The sequence below is a fragment of the Photobacterium sp. GJ3 genome, from assembly GCF_018199995.1.
Lineage (GTDB): Bacteria > Pseudomonadota > Gammaproteobacteria > Enterobacterales > Vibrionaceae > Photobacterium.
In genome coordinates this window covers 3286833-3304092 of the sequence record NZ_CP073578.1, presented here as the reverse complement: position 1 = coordinate 3304092, position 17260 = coordinate 3286833, and the positions used below count along the sequence as shown (strand labels likewise).

Below are 17260 nucleotides of genomic sequence, written 5' to 3'. Positions count from 1 at the left end.
TTGCCCGTCAGGTTGAGCAATCTGTGGAATGACGCGATCCGAAGACGCGAGAGGGATCAGGCGGGCTGCGCTTTTTTGCGGTTTCTGCGGTGACCTTTGATGCCATCGAAGCTGAACAGAACCAGCGCCAGCCAGATGCAGGCAAAAGTCAGGCTCTTATCGGCGCTGAAGACTTCGCCGTATACCATCACGGCCAGCAGGAACATCAGGCTCGGACCGATATACTGGAAAAAGCCCAGCGTTGAGAGTTTCAGCTTGGTTGCAGCGCCCGTGAAGCACAGCAAAGGCAGGGTGGTGACGACCCCGGCGGCCATCAGCAGCAGGTTGGTGCCCATCGTATTTTGGGTCCAGTCAGACGTCGCGCTGTCGGCGAAGAAAAACACATAGCCCAGCGCCAGCGGCAGCAGAATGCTGGTTTCCAGAAAGAGGCCGGTTTGTGCATCCAGATTTACCTTTTTGCGCAGCAGGCCATATACGCCGAAACTTGCGGCCAGCACCAGCGCCACCCAAGGCAGAGAGCCAAAGTGGATCAGCTGAATCACAACGCCGCCAGCCGCCAGCGCCACGGCTAGCCATTGCAGCGGTCGCAGCCGTTCGCCCAGAAAGACCATCCCGAGCAACACGTTCAGCAGTGGATTGATAAAGTAGCCCAGACTGGCATCCAGCATGTAGTTACTGTTCACTGCCCAGATAAAAATCAGCCAGTTGCCGCCAATCACCAGTGAGCTGATCAGCAGCATCAGCATGGACTTGGGCTGTTTGAGCAACTGCCGGACTTTGCCCCAGCCCCGACCCAGAAAAATAAGTGCAGCCAGAAAAAAGAAAGCCCAGATAATGCGGTGGCTGAGAATTTCAAAAGGGCTGACGCTTTGCAGCTGTTTAAAGTAGATCGGTGCAATCCCCCACATGGTGTAGGCGGCTATAGCCAGGATCACCCCACGTTGAGTCATTTTTGTTTGATCGTCCATGCGATTCCAGTACGTTGTGGTAAAAATCAGCAGAAAGGTTGGGAAATACGCCAGGCGTATCGGAACGAGCAGTATAATCCCAGCTCCCCAAAAATGACCAGTGACTTCTGACGGTTGATTTGCACGGCTCCCATCCGGGATCTGATTGAGATAGAATAGCCCGCTGTGTTCCTCAAGAGTGATGTCATGTCTGCCTCAACCCCAGATCTCAGCCGCGCCGTTTCGTCCGCCACCAGTGCGCAAATTCTGCAGCAGGTGTTCGGTTACCAGTCTTTCCGGCCCGGCCAGCAGGCAGTGATTGACGCCGTTGCTTCCGGCCGGGATTGCCTGGTCATCCTGCCAACCGGCGGCGGCAAGTCACTCTGTTACCAGATTCCGGCCCTGATGCGTGACGGGCTGACGCTGGTGATTTCTCCTTTGATTTCCCTGATGAAAGATCAGGTCGACCAGTTGCAGGCCAACGGTGTTGCGGCTGGGTGTCTGAATTCCACCATGTCTCCGGAAGCGATTCAGGCCACCTGGCAGGGGATGGCCGACAACAGTCTGAAGCTGGTGTATGTTTCGCCCGAGCGCGTCCTGAGCCGGGATTTTATCGAGCGGCTGATGGGGTTACCGGTCAGCCTGCTGGCGGTGGATGAAGCCCACTGTATTTCCCAGTGGGGTCATGATTTCCGGCCGGAATACGCGGCGCTGGGCAGCCTTAAGCAGCATTTCCCGGACATGCCGGTGATTGCCCTGACCGCAACGGCGGATGACACGACACGGCAGGACATCATGAACCGCCTGTCGCTGACCGATCCCTTTATCCATCTGGGTAGTTTTGACCGGCCCAATATTCGCTACACCCTGCAGGAAAAATACAAACCCATGGCGCAACTGGTGCGCTTTCTGTCGACCGTCCGCGGGCAGAGCGGCATCATTTACTGCAACAGCCGTAAAAAAGTCGAGCAGGTGGCAGAAAAGCTGACCGAGCAGGGGATTCGGGCGGCAGGCTATCATGCCGGCATGGAACATGAGGAGCGGATCCGGGTTCAGGAAGGGTTTCAGCGGGATGATATTCAGGTCGTCGCCGCCACTGTGGCATTCGGCATGGGCATTAATAAACCCAATGTTCGCTTCGTGGTGCATTTTGATATTCCGCGGAATATTGAATCTTACTATCAGGAAACCGGCCGTGCCGGGCGGGACGGACTGGCGGCAGAAGCCGTGATGTTCTATGACCCGGCGGATCTGGCCTGGCTGCGCCGTTGTCTGGATGAGAAAGATGACGGCCCGCAAAAGCAGGTAGAGAGCCATAAGCTCAACGCCATGGGTGCGTTTGCCGAAGCACAAACCTGTCGTCGTCAGGTACTGCTGCATTATTTCGGTGAGCACAGCGAGCATGCCTGTGGGAACTGCGATATCTGTATCGATCCGCCCACCCATTTCGAAGCACTGGAAACGGCGCAGAAGGCGCTGTCCTGTGTGTACCGGGTTAATCAGCGTTTCGGCATTCACCATGTGGTGGATGTGCTGCGCGGATTACAGAATGCCAAAGTCCGAGAGCAGGGGCACGATAAGCTCAGTACCTACGGGATTGGTCGCGAACACAGTCATGAGTTCTGGGTCAGTATTGTGCGACAGCTGATCCACCGCGGCTATCTGGCGCAGAGTATTGTGAACCATTCGACCCTGCAACTGACCGAAAAAGCCCGCACCGTGCTGCGCGGCGAAGTGCCGTTACAACTGGCGGTGCCGCGAATTGACAGCAGTGCGCGCAGCTCACGCACCGAAAGCCGTCTGAAACGACAATATGACAAGAAGCTGTTTTCCAAGCTACGTATGGTCCGCAAGGCGATTGCGGATGAAGAATCCCTGCCGCCTTATGTCGTTTTCAATGATGCGAGCCTGATGGAAATGGCAGAGCGCTTACCGACCTCGGAAGGGGAAATGCTGGCCGTGAACGGTGTTGGTCAGCGGAAGCTGGAGAAATACGGCAAGGTGTTTTTATCTGTGATTGAGGAACATCTGCTGGCTGCGGCGGAATACTGAGCCGCGGCAGATAAAAAAATACCGGACAATCCCAGATTATCCGGCAGAGAGTGTAGCAGAAACAAAACCCGAGATTTTGTTTACTACAAAACAGCTTGCGTATTGGGGTGAGAATGCAATTCTTCACCACATGTTGGGCTGCAGCCTCCTGGCCATCAGCACAACAAGGCGATCAAACCACGAAAGCGATTGGGTTGCTACAGGCTGCTTATGCTTTGACACGCTAAGAAACACTTGGTTACACCAAAGCGGCCTATTGCCCTGAAAGCGCGACAAGATAGAAAAGGATTGTGAATCATGACTCCCTCAGAAACCCGTTTTGGTGTGCGAGAACTGGACCTGCAACGCGGGTGCCTGCACCTGACGGCTCCGGATTTTGATTACGACAGTTTTGCCCGTGTGGCGCAATCGCTGGTGCATGTGCTGGATGCGGTGGTGGTGGAGCAGGAAACCAATGCCGATCTGCATGTCTGGCTGATTGATTTTGAGGGCTGCCGCCTGTTGCTGAAAGGCGAGCACTACAGTGCCAGCCTCTGGCTGGAAAGCCTCAGTCAGGAAGACAATGAAACGTTGCAATTTTTAGCAGACTGGCTTAAAAAGTTGACTCAGTAATCAATTTTTTATGGCAAACGTTTGCTGTGTCGCCGATGGGTTGGCAGCCGGATTGGTTACGGTATAATCGGCGCCCTTGGTCGCAGTACTGTCTAAAAAATGTGCTGCGTGAATTTCATGGGTTCCCTCGCCCCCATTGACAAAAAGGTCTATCAATGACGACTTCTGCTTTTTCTCCGGTGCAGCAACGCCAGGCCCTCTGGATTCTGGTGGCATTTCACTTGGTGATCATTGCCTCCAGTAACTATCTGGTACAGCTTCCTTTTACCCTGTTCGGCGTGCATACCACCTGGGGTGCTTTTACTTTTCCCTTCATCTTTCTGGCCACAGATCTCACCGTGCGGATTTATGGCGCGGCAATGGCCCGTCAGATCATTACCCGGGTGATGCTGCCAGCGCTGGCGGTTTCTTATGTGCTATCGGTGATTTTCTATCAGGGCGCTTTTCAGGGATTCGCACAGCTCGGGGAATTCAATTTATTCGTCGCCCGCATCGCGATTGCCAGCTTTATGGCTTATCTGCTGGGCCAGATCCTGGACGTGTCGGTGTTTAACCGTCTGCGTCAGTGCAAGCAATGGTGGATTGCCCCGGCTGCATCGACCGTTTTCGGCAATGCCATGGATACCGTGGCGTTCTTCGCCATTGCTTTCTACCAAAGCCCGGATGCCTTTATGGCCGAACACTGGGTTGAGATCGCGCTGGTGGATTATGGCGTGAAGCTGATCATCAGTCTGGGCCTGTTCGTCCCCATGTATGGTGTTCTGCTGAATTATCTGGCCAAGCGCCTCACGCAATCACAGCCCCGATTGAATCCCTCCAACGAATTATCGTAATTTTGTAAAGTCGGCAGAAGCCGGCTTTTTTTATGGGTGGTGGGGGATATTCATCTGCAATGATTACCTTCAGTCGATTGGTAAGAGTGAAGGCTTCACGCGTTTGTTTTTATCCTTCATTCAACAGCTAAATAAAATGGGTGATTATTTTATATATTTAACACTCAGTGGTTTTTTATTCTTGCCTTTTCATTTGGTTATTATTTTGATGATACATGTGGAGATCATTGAACTGTGGTGAAATGGAATCAATCTGGATATTCCTATAGGCAATAGATGTATCACTTATTTTATTTCATTATCGGAGTGAGGGCGGAAGCCGCCATATTTCTTTTTGATGGCTGCACAGAATAAGTATGAAACTGTTGATTTAACGTTATAGAAATATATGATGCTCAACCTGTGAATCTATTCATCTTTTAAATTCGTCATTATTTTGACGGCTTATGGGCTTTTTGAGGGGAGTGTTGTGCTTCAATCCAAGATCATCTCAGGAGTGGTGTTCTTCGCTTTGGTACTGGCTCTATGCAGTGCCGGGTATTATCAACTGACATCGTTATCACAAAAAGAAACGGTGAATATAGATGAAATCCGCACAGAAGAAGGCATTGAAACCACAGAGAGTGTGCTCAGTGATGATGCAAGTTACCCCTCGCCGGTTCAGCAATTACAGCAGGTCGTGACTTATGGTCTGGTGAATCAGGATGCCCCCAACCTACCTTTGCTCCGGGGAGAGCTGGCGCAATTTTCTCAGGATAATATCAATGCCACAGCGGTTGTTTTGAATGAGAACCAGGAACGAGAGCTGGTTGAACTCAAACAGCGACTTGAAGCACTGAACCAGATGCTTTCATCACAACAAAATAAAGAATAAAAAATTCAGTTGCAGGGAATGAGAATGAAAAATGGAATTTTCCATCGTCTGTCGGGCAATGAACTGGCGATAGCATCATGTATTTTTCTGGGAATCCTCCTTGGATTCTCGCCATCGAAAGCTTTTGCTTTGACCGCTGGTGATGGAAAGAACATTGTCCTCAGCGGTGAATATCAAACCTCAGGCGGTGAAGCGACCTATTCTTTACCCATTGCTGTCGCGCCTGGCCGGGCGCGACATCAGCCTAATCTCAGTTTTGAATACCGGAGTAACAGTGGCAATGGTCCGCTCGGTGTCGGCTGGCATCTGAAGGGGCTGTCATCTATCTACCGCTGTGGGAAGAACCGTGCCATTGATGGTGTCTGGGGTGGGGTTCATTTTAATGCAGAAGATCAGTTCTGTATTGATGGGGAGCGTTTAATCGCCATTTCCGGCAAGGCTGGTGGCGCGCAAACAGAATACCGGACCCATATTGATGACTATCGTAAGGTGATGTCATTTGGTCAGCAAGGGAATGGCCCACAATACTTCAAAGTCTGGACCAAAACGGGTCAGGTGTTTGAGTATGGTGTCACTGGTGATGCAAGAGTCGAACTGCCCGGGAAGTCAGACGTCTACAAATGGTCGCTGAATAAAATAACGGATAAAACCAAACAAAACGCGATTCACTATGCTTATTCAGAAAACCAGGCTGCCGGGACACATCTGCTGAGCAAAGTGAGTTATGTCGGCGGTTCTGTGGTGCTCAATTATGATACACGGACAGATAAAACGTTCTCTTATCTGAAAGGCAGTAAGCTCAATCAGCAGCACCGGATCAAATCGATTGTCTCCAGAAATGGTTCAGATCGTGAATTTGCTACTTATCACCTGACTTATCAATCCTCTGCTGGGACTCAACGTTCTCTTTTGACAAAAATTGAACAGTGTGTTGGCGGTGCGTGCAGCACCCCGGTGGCTTTTGAATGGCAGTCAAAATTAAAAACTAACTTTCAGTCAGATAAGATAATTTTCTCTCAATTTAATGGTGAAAGAACATACAAATTTTATGATATTGAGAGGGATGGTAACGTAGAAATATTTTCTTTTTCTACGAATAAGAGAAAAGTTGAAACTAATAGTGACGCAAAGGTAAAACTGCAAGGGGTAAATATTACTTATCCGTCAAATAGCAATTCTATTTGTCATGACTTTGCTGTCACTGACTGGACAGGGACAGATAAACCATCCTATAAATCTTTTTGTGCATGGCCTAAAAAAAAGAATGGGTCTTTTAGCTCATTAGGAGAAATGCGAGCTTATCCAACAGGTTCAGGTAAGTATGGCGAATACTTTAGTTATGAAGTTGATAAAGGGAAATGGCCTTGGGCCAGCCAGTATAGAAATCCAGCAGATTCGAATGGAAATGGTGCTTACTCATTAAAAGGAACTTGTGAAAACTGCGAGTATTATGATTTTGATAATGATGGAAAGGATGCTGAGTACATCAAATATGATAATAATCGTAATGATATTCAGTATTATAGGAATGGGAAGTTAATTCAAACCATCATAGATGTTGAAAAATTTGTCGGTGTGCAAGATATAAACGCTGATGGTTATCTTGATATCGTTACATTTGATACATTTTGGAATGACAGAAGAGCAAATAGATTTGGTAATATCACTTATAAAACAAAAGTTTTTATTAACAATGGTGATTCTTTCATTCATCTGACGGGCTTTTCTTTCCCGGGGAAAGGAACAATTACAAAGGAAAGATATATTGTTGAGGGGAGTAGAAAAGATCGTATTGAATATAGAACTTCCTATGCATCTAATGCAAAAGATTTAACATTATCTGATGTGAACAGTGATGGGTTTCCTGATGTTGTTTATGGAGGGGTTGTTTATTTAAATAATGGTGGTCTTTTTCATGTCAACAATAAAGTTGAAGGTGTCTATCAATATGAGAAAATGGCAACGTCAATTGTTGATGTGAATTCTGATGGATGGCCAGATGTAATTTCAAACAGAATAATCAAACGAAGCGTTCCATTTGCTCAGGATAAAATTAAGAAAATTCAAGAGTACGGTGTTGATTACACCATTGTGTATAAGCCGGCTTCAGACGCATCAGTTCATAAGCAACACCGATACCATCAGTATCCGGTGCAAAACAGTACACCTCGTCGTTATCTGGTGTCAGATGTTGTTAAATCACCCCGTGGCTACAATTCGACGAACTACAGTTATCTGTATGAAGGGGCAAAATCTCATCGGGAAGGTTATGGCTTCTTAGGTTTTGCCATGGTGACTGAAACAGAAAAAGGTGATGTTCAAACGGTACGGGTCACCGAATTTGAAAATATTGATCCCGTTAAATCTGGAAAAGTAAATCGTATTACGGTTTATAAAGATGGGAAAAAAGTTTCCTCGACCAGTCATCAATATACATCCGTTAAGAAAGGTGATTATTTCCAGGTTTACGCGAATACTTCTGAATCTGTTCAGTACGATCTGAACAATGCGTCTTTGATAACGAAGAAAGAAACGATCAAACGTGTCGTGGACGCTTTCGGAAATGTGAACGAAGAAGAAACGACACTCACGGGGACAGACGAGCATGCAGGTCATTTTACCCAGCAGGTGACTCATGAATACTTATCGTCCGGTGTTCTTCAACGCCATCAAATTTACGATATTACCCAATACAATGGCGTGACTTCGCAGACAATCTCGAGGTTCAAAGCCGGGCTGCAGAAGTTCTGTGGCTCAGACGGAAAATCGTATTTTAAGCCCAGTGATTTTGTCATTCTGATTCATGGTGATGTCTCAACCCCGCTTGTACTGGAAAGATACAACAGTTACTACCGTTACGATGGTCGCGGTGCTTCGACGAATACCGTTGGTGTGACAACCTATACCGGTCATCTGACCGCGATTTCCGCTTCTGATTTTAACAAAGTCTCACCCAAAACCTGTGGCGGCACATTTGTATTTAAAAATGTCAATAGTGACAGCGATGCAGAACTTTCCTCCAGTTCCCGAACTGTGTCGCAATTGATGACTGAAGTCGGCGACAGATACTGGCAGGTGGGGGCACTGAAATCGACCCAAACGACCGTGCAAGATATCAAAACGGGCCTGACACGTACGGTTAAGAATGAATTTGATTACACATCAAACGGGCTGATCAGCGCATCAAGGACCACAGCGTCAGACTATGAAGCCGGTGCAACAGTGGGTGTCGCCGGTAAAACGCTGACCAAGCAATTTCTTTATGATCGCTGGGGTAATCCGACGACAGAATCTGTTTCCGGCACTGATGCTCCTGTACGTGAAACCGTCACCATTTACGATCACGATGGATTATTTCCCAGTCGGATTCAAAATGCGTTGGGCCATGAGACCCAAGTCAGTTACAACGCTGATGGCGTCAAGGTATCCAGCATCAACCCGCAAGGCCGGACAACCCGTTACGGGTATGATGGCTTCAATCGTCTGACACAGGAAACTTTGCCGGGGAACGGTCATACAGTCTCTTATGGTTACACCCTGAATGAGACCTGTCCGCACAAGACGTCGAAAACGGTGTCATGTTCAGTGACGAAAGCCGCTGCCGGCGGTGAAGTCGTGACTCAGTATGATTATGCGGGACGTGAAATTCGTCGACTGCATCAGGCCTTTAATGGTCAGTTTGTGGTCGTGGATACGGTATGGGACCGCCAAGGTCGTAAGGTGAAAGTGACACGTCCGCAGTTTGTGAAAAAGCATGCGCCTGCGCCTTATGTCACGATTGAATATGACGCCCTGAACCGTGAAGTGAAAAAGTCGGAACCTGCCAGCCATGGCGGACGGGCGGAATTCACGACGGTTTATCAAGGCTTAACAACGACAGTCACGGATGCACGCGGCTTTCAGCACAGCACAGTGCAAAACCTGCTGGGCCATATACTGCAGAAACACGAACCGGAAGGTGCTTCGCAAACCTATACCTATTATCCGGATGGCCTTCTTCGCTCTTCTAGCGACTCAGCCGGAAATACAACTTCTGTCCGGTATGACAATCTGGGTCACCGACGCTCACTGGATGACCCGGACTTAGGGAAGTGGACCTATACCTACAATGCTCTGGGTGAGTTAATTGAAAAACGTGATGCCAATGGCGTGATCACGACGATTGACTACGATGCCCTTGGCCGAAAAACGGCACAAACCGAAGGTCGGCACACCTCGAGTTGGGTCTATGACACACGACTGACGGGGGCATTGTCTTACTTTGAAGGCTATGGTAATCGGACCGACTATTACTATAACGCGGCCGGACTCACCGAAGAGGTGACGGTACAAACGGGTGGTGAAAAATTCAGCACACGGTACGAATACGATGGCTATGAGCGTGTCAGCCGTGAAGTGCGTCCGAATGGCGTCGATAGTTCTATCGTTGGTCTCGTCAATCAGCTCAGTGATAAAAACAATACGCTGGATCGTTTTGCCGTTGAATATATCTATAATCCTCAGGGCTATATGTCTGCGGTTCGCAGTCCGAAAATGTACGCGGATGAAGCCTTCACTAGCGCCAGTTTCCGTAAAGAAATTAATGCACTACTGACTCAAGCTAAAAAACAGGCCATGCAGTATGCGGTAACGGCTGAGAAGTATGCCGCCCGTGAAGCCTTCTTTCACAAAAAGGCAGCAGAATATCAGCAGAAAACTGTCAATATCCGGAGTCTGGACGCTGCATCGGCAGATCTGCTCGGCAATGGGTATCGGTTTAAGCAATGGTGCGACAGTCAGGGGCAGTGCTATTTGCGTCCGGCGACCTGGGTATTGCTGCATGATGATGTCAGCGTGCCACTGGATATCACCTTAGGTGAAGCGGTGTACCAGTTAGAGACATCGTTGGCGGGCACCAGCGGTGGAAAGCGGAATTATGATGCCACGGTTCATCAGTTCACCAAGGCGGATTTCGATAAACTTTCACTGACTGCTTCCGACGATCTGATTCTGGCGGATTACGACGGTAACGGTCACAAAGATCTGATGAGCCATCGGGATATTTACGCGGCACATGCCGACGGAGAGACCCGTGAGGAACTGCTTTTTACCGCAGAAGATCTGGCTGAAGCTGCGCGGATTTCAGGGCAGCGCTATAAATTCTATATTGACCTGGCGAATGACTTAACGGCATTGGCTGAACGTGTCGCCGATTTAACCGGAGCTTACTGCGATTACGCCAATCAGTTAGGTGGGCATCAAATAAAGCACGTTTCAGGCAGTCAATGTGAAAAAACGCAGCAAGTCGGGCAGGCCGATCATCTCAATACCATTCTGACAAATGCCGATCTGGCAAAGTCAGCATCAAATACTGCCTATGTATATTACTGGCAGCGCCGCGATACTGATGCATTTGATCACACGCTGGCAGAAACCCTGGGTAACGGGCTGGTGAACACCTACAGTCACAATGCAGCAACCGGCCGTCCGGATTACATGACAACACACCAGGGCGACCAGCTGTTTCATGCGGCGTTGCCAAGTGCCCAGAAAAAAGGCAGAAACGTTCGCTTTCTGCACTACAAATACGATAACCATAATAATGTGGTTTACCGTCAGGACAGTGAGCTGGGCGTTACCGACAGCTATGTCTACGATGGCCTGGATCGGGTGACGAGCAACCGGGTTGTGCTGGATTCTCCCGATAAACACGGACTGAATAATCCAGACTTTGCAGGGCCTTTCCATTTCAGTTACGACAAGCTGGGCAACCTCAAATCGAAAACTGACGTGGGCAACTACAGCTATGGTCAGCAGGGGGGTGGGCCTCATGCGGTCACTCAGGCGAATGGCCTGAATTATCAGTACGATAGCGCAGGAAATATGATTCGTGCTGCGGCAGGCGGTACCAGTATCCCAGAGCGCGTGATTGAATGGAGTGCATTTAATAAACCGGTGACGATCACCCGTAACGGGCAGACAGTTGAGTTTGTTTATGATGCCAATCACAACCGTTATCTGAAAAAAGCCAGTGATGGCAAACAAACGGTTTACTTTGGGAATGTTTACGAGCGAATCACAGACACGAACACTGGCCAGATTCAGCATCAGCACTATATCTATGCTGACGGTAAACTGATTGCACTGAATACTGAGTTTAATAATGCAGAAAACAATCTGGAAAACAAACAGATTCGTTACCTGCATTACGATGCGCTGAATTCCGTCGATATGATCACCGACGGCTATGGCTATATCGTCGAACGCCGGAGCTTCGATGTTTGGGGGCGGATGCGGAGTGTGCAGTGGCGTGACACTCACCATCAGCAGTCGCTCTTGCAAGATGCGATGACCAACCGCGGCTACACTGGCCACGAGCACATTGAAGAAGTGGGTTTGATCCACATGAACGGCCGTGTATATGATCAGGAACTCGGCCGCTTTCTGAGTGCAGATCCGTTGATCCAGTCACCTTATGTGACGGGTAGCTTCAACCGCTATACTTATACGTGGAATAACCCGCTGAAGTATATTGATCCGACGGGGTTCAGACACATTGAGGGGGCGACGACTAATAGCCAGGAGACATCGACATCTAAGGACCTAGTCGGTCCCAAAGGGAATGTTGGTGATAAGAATGGTAAGGATGAACTGGGCGATGAAACAGCATATTTGAATTTTGATACGCTCCCAGATCCATATGATATGCAGTGGTTTGATTACCCTGGTGCTTTGCCCCCTTCTGAGTACAGCACATTCCAATCAATTGATTTGGAATCACAAATTGCAGCTTTCGGATATCATCCAGTTAACTTTGTGGGGCTGGGACTTGGGACGAGCATTACCATTAAAGCTGCTCCTGGCATTTTAAAGGCGAGTGGAAGCTGGTTGAAAAATCAGGTCAGCAGTGCTGGGAGTTGGGTAAAAAATCAGCTCAGTGGAGCTGGGGATTGGGTGAGAAATCGTTTCACGAAGGGATTGTCTGATGATGTTACAAACAAGACAGCGCTTCCAGATGATTACTGGATTAAGAAGAGAAACCCTGACCAAGTAACCCCAGGAACTCGAACCATCAATGATGTAGAGAAGCCTAGTTCATCTGGTGGAACCTATCACCAAACAACTCATTATGATGAATTTGGTCGCCGAGTGGGCAGGACAGATAGGTCTACTCATGGACGTGCAAGTGATCACCCTAACCCACATCACCATAGAAGAGATCCTGTAACTAATGAGCGGATTAAAAATAAAGATGGCAGTAGGATCTGGCCAGGACTATTCGGTAGTGGGAGTTAACGCAAATGCCTAATTTATTAGTTATTATATATTGCCTCGTGGATAGCGGATTTTGGAAAGTCAGCGATGCTAGAGCGTGGGCAGACTGTACTATTTCAAAGATAAACGTCCCCAAGTTTTGGCTAATAAACTTTAGCCTTAAACAGACTCCTGATCAGTTACTTCAGGTCATTCGAGATGCACTACGAGAGTTTTCTGTAGTGTTGCCAGAAATAACTGGAGAGTTGTTGGTGGGTTTCTCTATTTTGAGGTTTGAGAGGGGAGAGATCTCTGAACAAAATTTGCAGCTCGTTATAAGCGAAATCATTGATGCCTATGATGAAGCTGAGTTGTCGTTTTCAGGCTTTGAAGAATGTTATGGGGAAGAATATGATGCATGTAAAGAAAAAGCTTTACATGCACTAAGGTTTGTAGAAGAGGTAGATATTGAAGCTTTTGCCACCCTCGTAATGGATTAGTTGTTACAAAGGAGCCAATTTTCATTGACCACTTCATATTCCATTCGCTCATCGAGAAGATAACGACGATGTTGCTTGTTGGGATAAGGGTAAAGAAGGAGTTGTCATTATTCATGACTTCTCCAGTCCTGGTTATAAAAATAAGCAGGATAAGAATAGTTTTTGGGATTGGCTAAGATCTGCATTAGAGGCGACTATTGAATATGATGGAGGTTAATCGCCTCCTCATTTTTTATTTTCTAAAGTAAGGTATTTAGGAGGTACACTATCAACAAGCCAGACATTATTATCTGATATATAGAACTTGTACCCTTGCTTAAACATACTTGCTGAATTTACCTGCATTACGATGCGCTGAATTCCGTCGATATGATCACCGACGGCTATGGCTATATTGTCGAACGCCGGAGCTTCGATGTCTGGGGGCGGATGCGGAGTGTGCAGTGGCGTGACAGTCACCATAAGCAGTCGGTCTTGCAAGATGCGATGACCAACAGGGGTTATACTGGCCACGAGCACATTGAAGAAGTGGCTTTGATCCATATGAATGGCCGTGTGTATGATCAGGAACTCGGCCGTTTCCTGAGTGCAGATCCGCTGATCCAGTCACCTTATGTGACGGGGAGCTTCAACCGCTATACTTATACGTGGAATAACCCGTTGAAGTATATTGATCCGACGGGGTTCAGGCATGTTGAGGGGGCTGGATTAAGCGATGATGGTTTAGGTCGTTCAGTCCATAACAGCTCATCTGGTAAAGTGACGCATTTCGATAGAAACGGTCGTAACACAGGCAGTGAATCTAAGCGGTATGGTGATGATAATTTGCCAAGTCAAAGGCAAAGCTTTTATGAAGCAAGCATACCAACAACCAGGTGGGGCCAGCTTGTTACTTCAGGAATTTCATTCGTTCGCGATCAATATCTTGATCTTCTTGCTGCGGGGGCGAATGCTTATGATATTGCTCGTCGGCAAGGATGGCTTGCAGGTGCGCAGTTGGGCTTGCAAGGCTATATTAATCAAAAGCTTAAAAATTTTAAGGTTTTTAAGCAGATTGAAGATGCACTTGAAGCTCCAAAGGAATGGCTTTCTAGTGGCCCGCTTCCCAAAAGTCCCAGAGGAAATGGATCATATGAAGCAGAAGGAGACTTTGGTGCTTTAAATCAAAGTTCAAAGGTTGCAAAGAGCGCAGATATTAGTACCGGGCGAACAGAAGCTAAAGACCTAAAAGAGCAACTTGCAATGGAGGAAGTTAAATCAAACCCATCTGGTGTTACTCCTCCAAGAATGCCTGATACAAAGAATAACCTTCTGCATAAAGATGGATGGGTGAAGCGTACTCAGAACGTAAATGGCGTTGAGGTTCATTATGTTGAAAATATCAATACCAAAGAGGTTATTGATTTCAAGTTTAAGGATTGTTGATGCTATATCGTGATGCACTGATTGAAGCTATTGATTATTGGAACTCAGATCCAATCGAAGACGAGTGGTTTTTTGAAAATTTTAGAGATGACTTTATTGGAAGTATGAGTCCATCTGAAGCATTTTCTTCTATAAATGAAACCATCAGTTTCTTATTAAAAGAAGAAGATGAATCCACTGCTTGTGAAATATTACAGACGATTATTAATCTTGCAGAAAAAAGCCAGACAACTGAGGTGCCGAGCGCTCTGATAGAAAATAAAAAACTGATTGAAAGTCAGTTCGATGCAAGAGGCGAATACTCAAAGTCTAAACTTGGAGAGCTGTTTCGGTATTATCGCTTTTTCTGATTAGTCCAAGTCCGCATTTTGAAGTGACTCCCAATAGTTGGACATCACTATTGGGGGGCAATTCATGTCGCGGGCTTTAATTTACCCCTTAGCTGCCTGCCTGCCTTCCTTAATCCCAGCGTCTGGACTGGTACTTGATGATCAAACTCTCCAGCACTTCCCTTCCCGTATCACCATTTGCTCACCTTCAGGCCAGCATCCGCTTCTTTGAGAATCGCGACTATCTGTGACTCAGTGAAACGTGACTTCTTCATGGTGATCTTCTGCTGTTATGTGGCAGAAATCTCCAGTTTAGACTGTCTCAGCATAGGGGAAGTGGACAAAGTGTTTTTATGCCTCTTGTATTTAATTGATTGATAGTAATCGAAATATAAGTATTATATTGGAGATTAGACTTTTACTACTGTTCAATAGAAGTTTCAATGATTTTACTCAGGTCAATGGGTATTGAAAGGTAATTTTGATTGTTTCTGTAATCAGTGTTTGATAATGGGATAAATATAGTTGAGAGCTGTGATTAATCTCTGAAATTGTCTTAGTATAGAGGCAAGCAGCACGTCTAAAATGACATAATGAGCAAAATAAATGATCTATTTAAGTAAATACGATGTCCAATTTATGCTTATGATACTTCAGTTAACGCCTGACTTAAATCAGGTGTTACAGGCTATATCTAAAGGTGGTGAAATTACAGACGACCATGCAGATGAACTCCGTGACTGTTGTACTGATAAACTGGATGCAATTGGTTTTGACGAAAACTTCGAACCAACAGTGGCCGGTAGAAAACTGGAGGTACTGACTGACAAACTTTACATTGGTTAGGCGTAATTTTCGATTAATAACGCTTCTCTGTTTTTACAAAGGGATTAGCCGACCCAAGTTCTATTCGATTTATGCAAGATTGTATTAAGGCCACTTTTAAGGATGGTCGTTCATTGAAAGGTTTGATCGATGATTTGAAATCCGGAAAAGTAACAGCTAATGACTTGCCAGCAATCAGAACTGTTGAACGAGATGGGAAAGTTTTTTCTCTTGATTATAGTCGGTTAAAATCTTTCCAAGAAGCTGGCGTACCAATGCGGACAAAGCCTGCAACCGTATACGAAATAGCAAATGAAGCATTCAAATTTACGAGTAAGAATGAGGGTGCTTCTATTAGAGTCCTTGGAGGCGGATTGTAATGAAATCAAAACTAGTAGATGAGCTTGATAATGTATTAACAAAGGAGGACTTTTCTAACTTTATTATAAGTATGATCGCTGACTTTAAAGATCATTCTGATGATTGGCAAAATCAAGACTTACCAAGCTTCTTAGAGGCCGTATCTGGATGGGTTGAAGACATGGACGGTTTCTATGAGAATCAAGGAAAAGAGTTTCCCGGTGATATAAAGTGGAAAATCTTTGCTGATATTTTTTATGCTGCAAGAATTTACGAATAATAAAAAGTTGATACAAAAGCCCGCACTAGCGGGCTTTTTAATGTGCAGCTTGCTGGATCACCGTATCTAACATCTCCATCACAAACTGCTGCTTCGCTCTTGGTAGCTGCCTGACCTGTTCGATCTGCTGTTGCAGCTTCGACGCAGGTCCGCGTTTATTACTTCCCTTAGCCGCATCCTGGCTGAAGTATATTGATCCGACGGGTGAGGGGGCGACGACTAATAGCCAGGAGACATCGACATCTAAGGACTTGGTGGGTCCCAAAGGGAATGTTGGTGATAAGAATGGTAAGGATGAACTGGGCGATGAAACAGCATATTTGAATTTTGATACGCTCCCAGATCCATATGATATGCAGTGGTTTGATTACCCTGGTGCTTTGCCCCTTCTGAGTACAGCACATTCCAATCAATTGATTTGGAATCACAAATTGCAGCTTTCGGATATCATCCAGTTAACTTTGTGGGGCTGGGACTTGGGACGAGCATTACCATTAAAGCTGCTCCTGGCATTTTAAAGGCGAGTGGAAGCTGGTTGAAAAATCAGGTCAGCAGTGCTGGGAGTTGGGTAAAAAATCAGCTCAGTGGAGCTGGGGATTGGGTGAGATATCGTTTCACGAAGGGATTGTCTGATGATGTTACAAAGGGAACAATTGATGACGCGATAGCTTCCAGAGATGCGGCGGTCGCAGCAATTCGCCAAATGTCAAAGACCAAGCAAGAACAGATATCAACTGTTGTTGGTGGGGTTAATATTAAAACAGGGGAAGTGGCTGTTGGCTTTAAAGTACGAGGGCCATGCAATGGTATGTGTGCAGAAGATATAGTTACGAAGGCGCTGGGTGGTCATCCCAAAGATGTGATGCTAACACCCGCGATTAGACCGAAAGTTCGGCCCCATAAAAGTGATGTTATCCCGGTCTGTACGCAATGCCAAGGCACTTTTACCAGAGACCAGTTTCCTCCAGGAACTTCATTTGATTAAGGTAT

The 17260-nt window shown here is 46.8% G+C and carries 13 protein-coding genes; 12 read left to right on the top strand and 1 reads right to left on the bottom strand.

Annotated elements, in window-relative coordinates:
• Positions 1–56 precede the first annotated feature (56 nt).
• Positions 57–968, bottom strand: a complete 912-nt coding sequence (gene rarD / locus KDD30_RS15435) for an EamA family transporter RarD (RefSeq protein ID WP_211646620.1) — start codon at positions 966–968, stop codon at positions 57–59.
• 186 nt (positions 969–1154) lie between these two features.
• On the opposite strand from rarD, the gene recQ reads away from it, so the two are divergent.
• The 12 genes from recQ to KDD30_RS15375 all read left to right on the top strand — a co-directional run bounded on the left by recQ (position 1155) and on the right by KDD30_RS15375 (position 17255).
• Complete coding sequence (recQ, locus tag KDD30_RS15430) at positions 1155–2999, top strand: ATP-dependent DNA helicase RecQ (RefSeq protein ID WP_211646619.1); 1845 nt, start codon at positions 1155–1157, stop codon at positions 2997–2999.
• Between the two features lie 297 nt (positions 3000–3296).
• On the top strand, positions 3297–3611 hold the full coding sequence (locus KDD30_RS15425; RefSeq protein WP_211646618.1) for a DUF3630 family protein: 315 nt from the start codon (positions 3297–3299) through the stop codon (positions 3609–3611).
• 155 nt (positions 3612–3766) lie between these two features.
• Positions 3767–4444 (top strand): 7-cyano-7-deazaguanine/7-aminomethyl-7-deazaguanine transporter, encoded by a 678-nt coding sequence (locus KDD30_RS15420; protein ID WP_211646617.1) that lies wholly within the window; start codon positions 3767–3769, stop codon positions 4442–4444.
• A gap of 469 nt (positions 4445–4913) precedes the next feature.
• On the top strand, positions 4914–5318 hold the full coding sequence (locus KDD30_RS15415) for a hypothetical protein (protein ID WP_211646616.1): 405 nt from the start codon (positions 4914–4916) through the stop codon (positions 5316–5318).
• A gap of 18 nt (positions 5319–5336) precedes the next feature.
• Positions 5337–12593, top strand: a complete 7257-nt coding sequence (locus tag KDD30_RS15410) for an RHS repeat-associated core domain-containing protein (protein ID WP_371826051.1) — start codon at positions 5337–5339, stop codon at positions 12591–12593.
• A gap of 5 nt (positions 12594–12598) precedes the next feature.
• On the top strand, positions 12599–13051 hold the full coding sequence (locus tag KDD30_RS15405) for a hypothetical protein (protein WP_211646614.1): 453 nt from the start codon (positions 12599–12601) through the stop codon (positions 13049–13051).
• 369 nt (positions 13052–13420) lie between these two features.
• Positions 13421–14476: an RHS repeat domain-containing protein gene (locus KDD30_RS15400; RefSeq protein ID WP_211646613.1), complete on the top strand. Its 1056-nt coding sequence runs from the start codon at positions 13421–13423 to the stop codon at positions 14474–14476.
• The gene (locus tag KDD30_RS15395) at positions 14476–14826 is read left to right on the top strand and encodes a hypothetical protein (protein ID WP_211646612.1); all 351 of its coding nucleotides are present in this window, start codon (positions 14476–14478) and stop codon (positions 14824–14826) included. Before KDD30_RS15400 ends, KDD30_RS15395 begins: the two co-directional genes overlap by 1 nt.
• 585 nt (positions 14827–15411) lie before the next feature.
• Positions 15412–15651, top strand: coding sequence for a hypothetical protein (locus tag KDD30_RS15390; RefSeq protein WP_211646611.1), 240 nt, complete (start codon positions 15412–15414; stop codon positions 15649–15651).
• Between the two features lie 113 nt (positions 15652–15764).
• Positions 15765–16010: a hypothetical protein gene (locus KDD30_RS15385; RefSeq protein ID WP_211646610.1), complete on the top strand. Its 246-nt coding sequence runs from the start codon at positions 15765–15767 to the stop codon at positions 16008–16010.
• Positions 16010–16270: a hypothetical protein gene (locus tag KDD30_RS15380; protein WP_211646609.1), complete on the top strand. Its 261-nt coding sequence runs from the start codon at positions 16010–16012 to the stop codon at positions 16268–16270. Before KDD30_RS15385 ends, KDD30_RS15380 begins: the two co-directional genes overlap by 1 nt.
• 418 nt (positions 16271–16688) lie before the next feature.
• On the top strand, positions 16689–17255 hold the full coding sequence (locus tag KDD30_RS15375) for a hypothetical protein (RefSeq protein WP_211646608.1): 567 nt from the start codon (positions 16689–16691) through the stop codon (positions 17253–17255).
• The last annotated feature ends 5 nt before the right edge of the window (positions 17256–17260 follow it).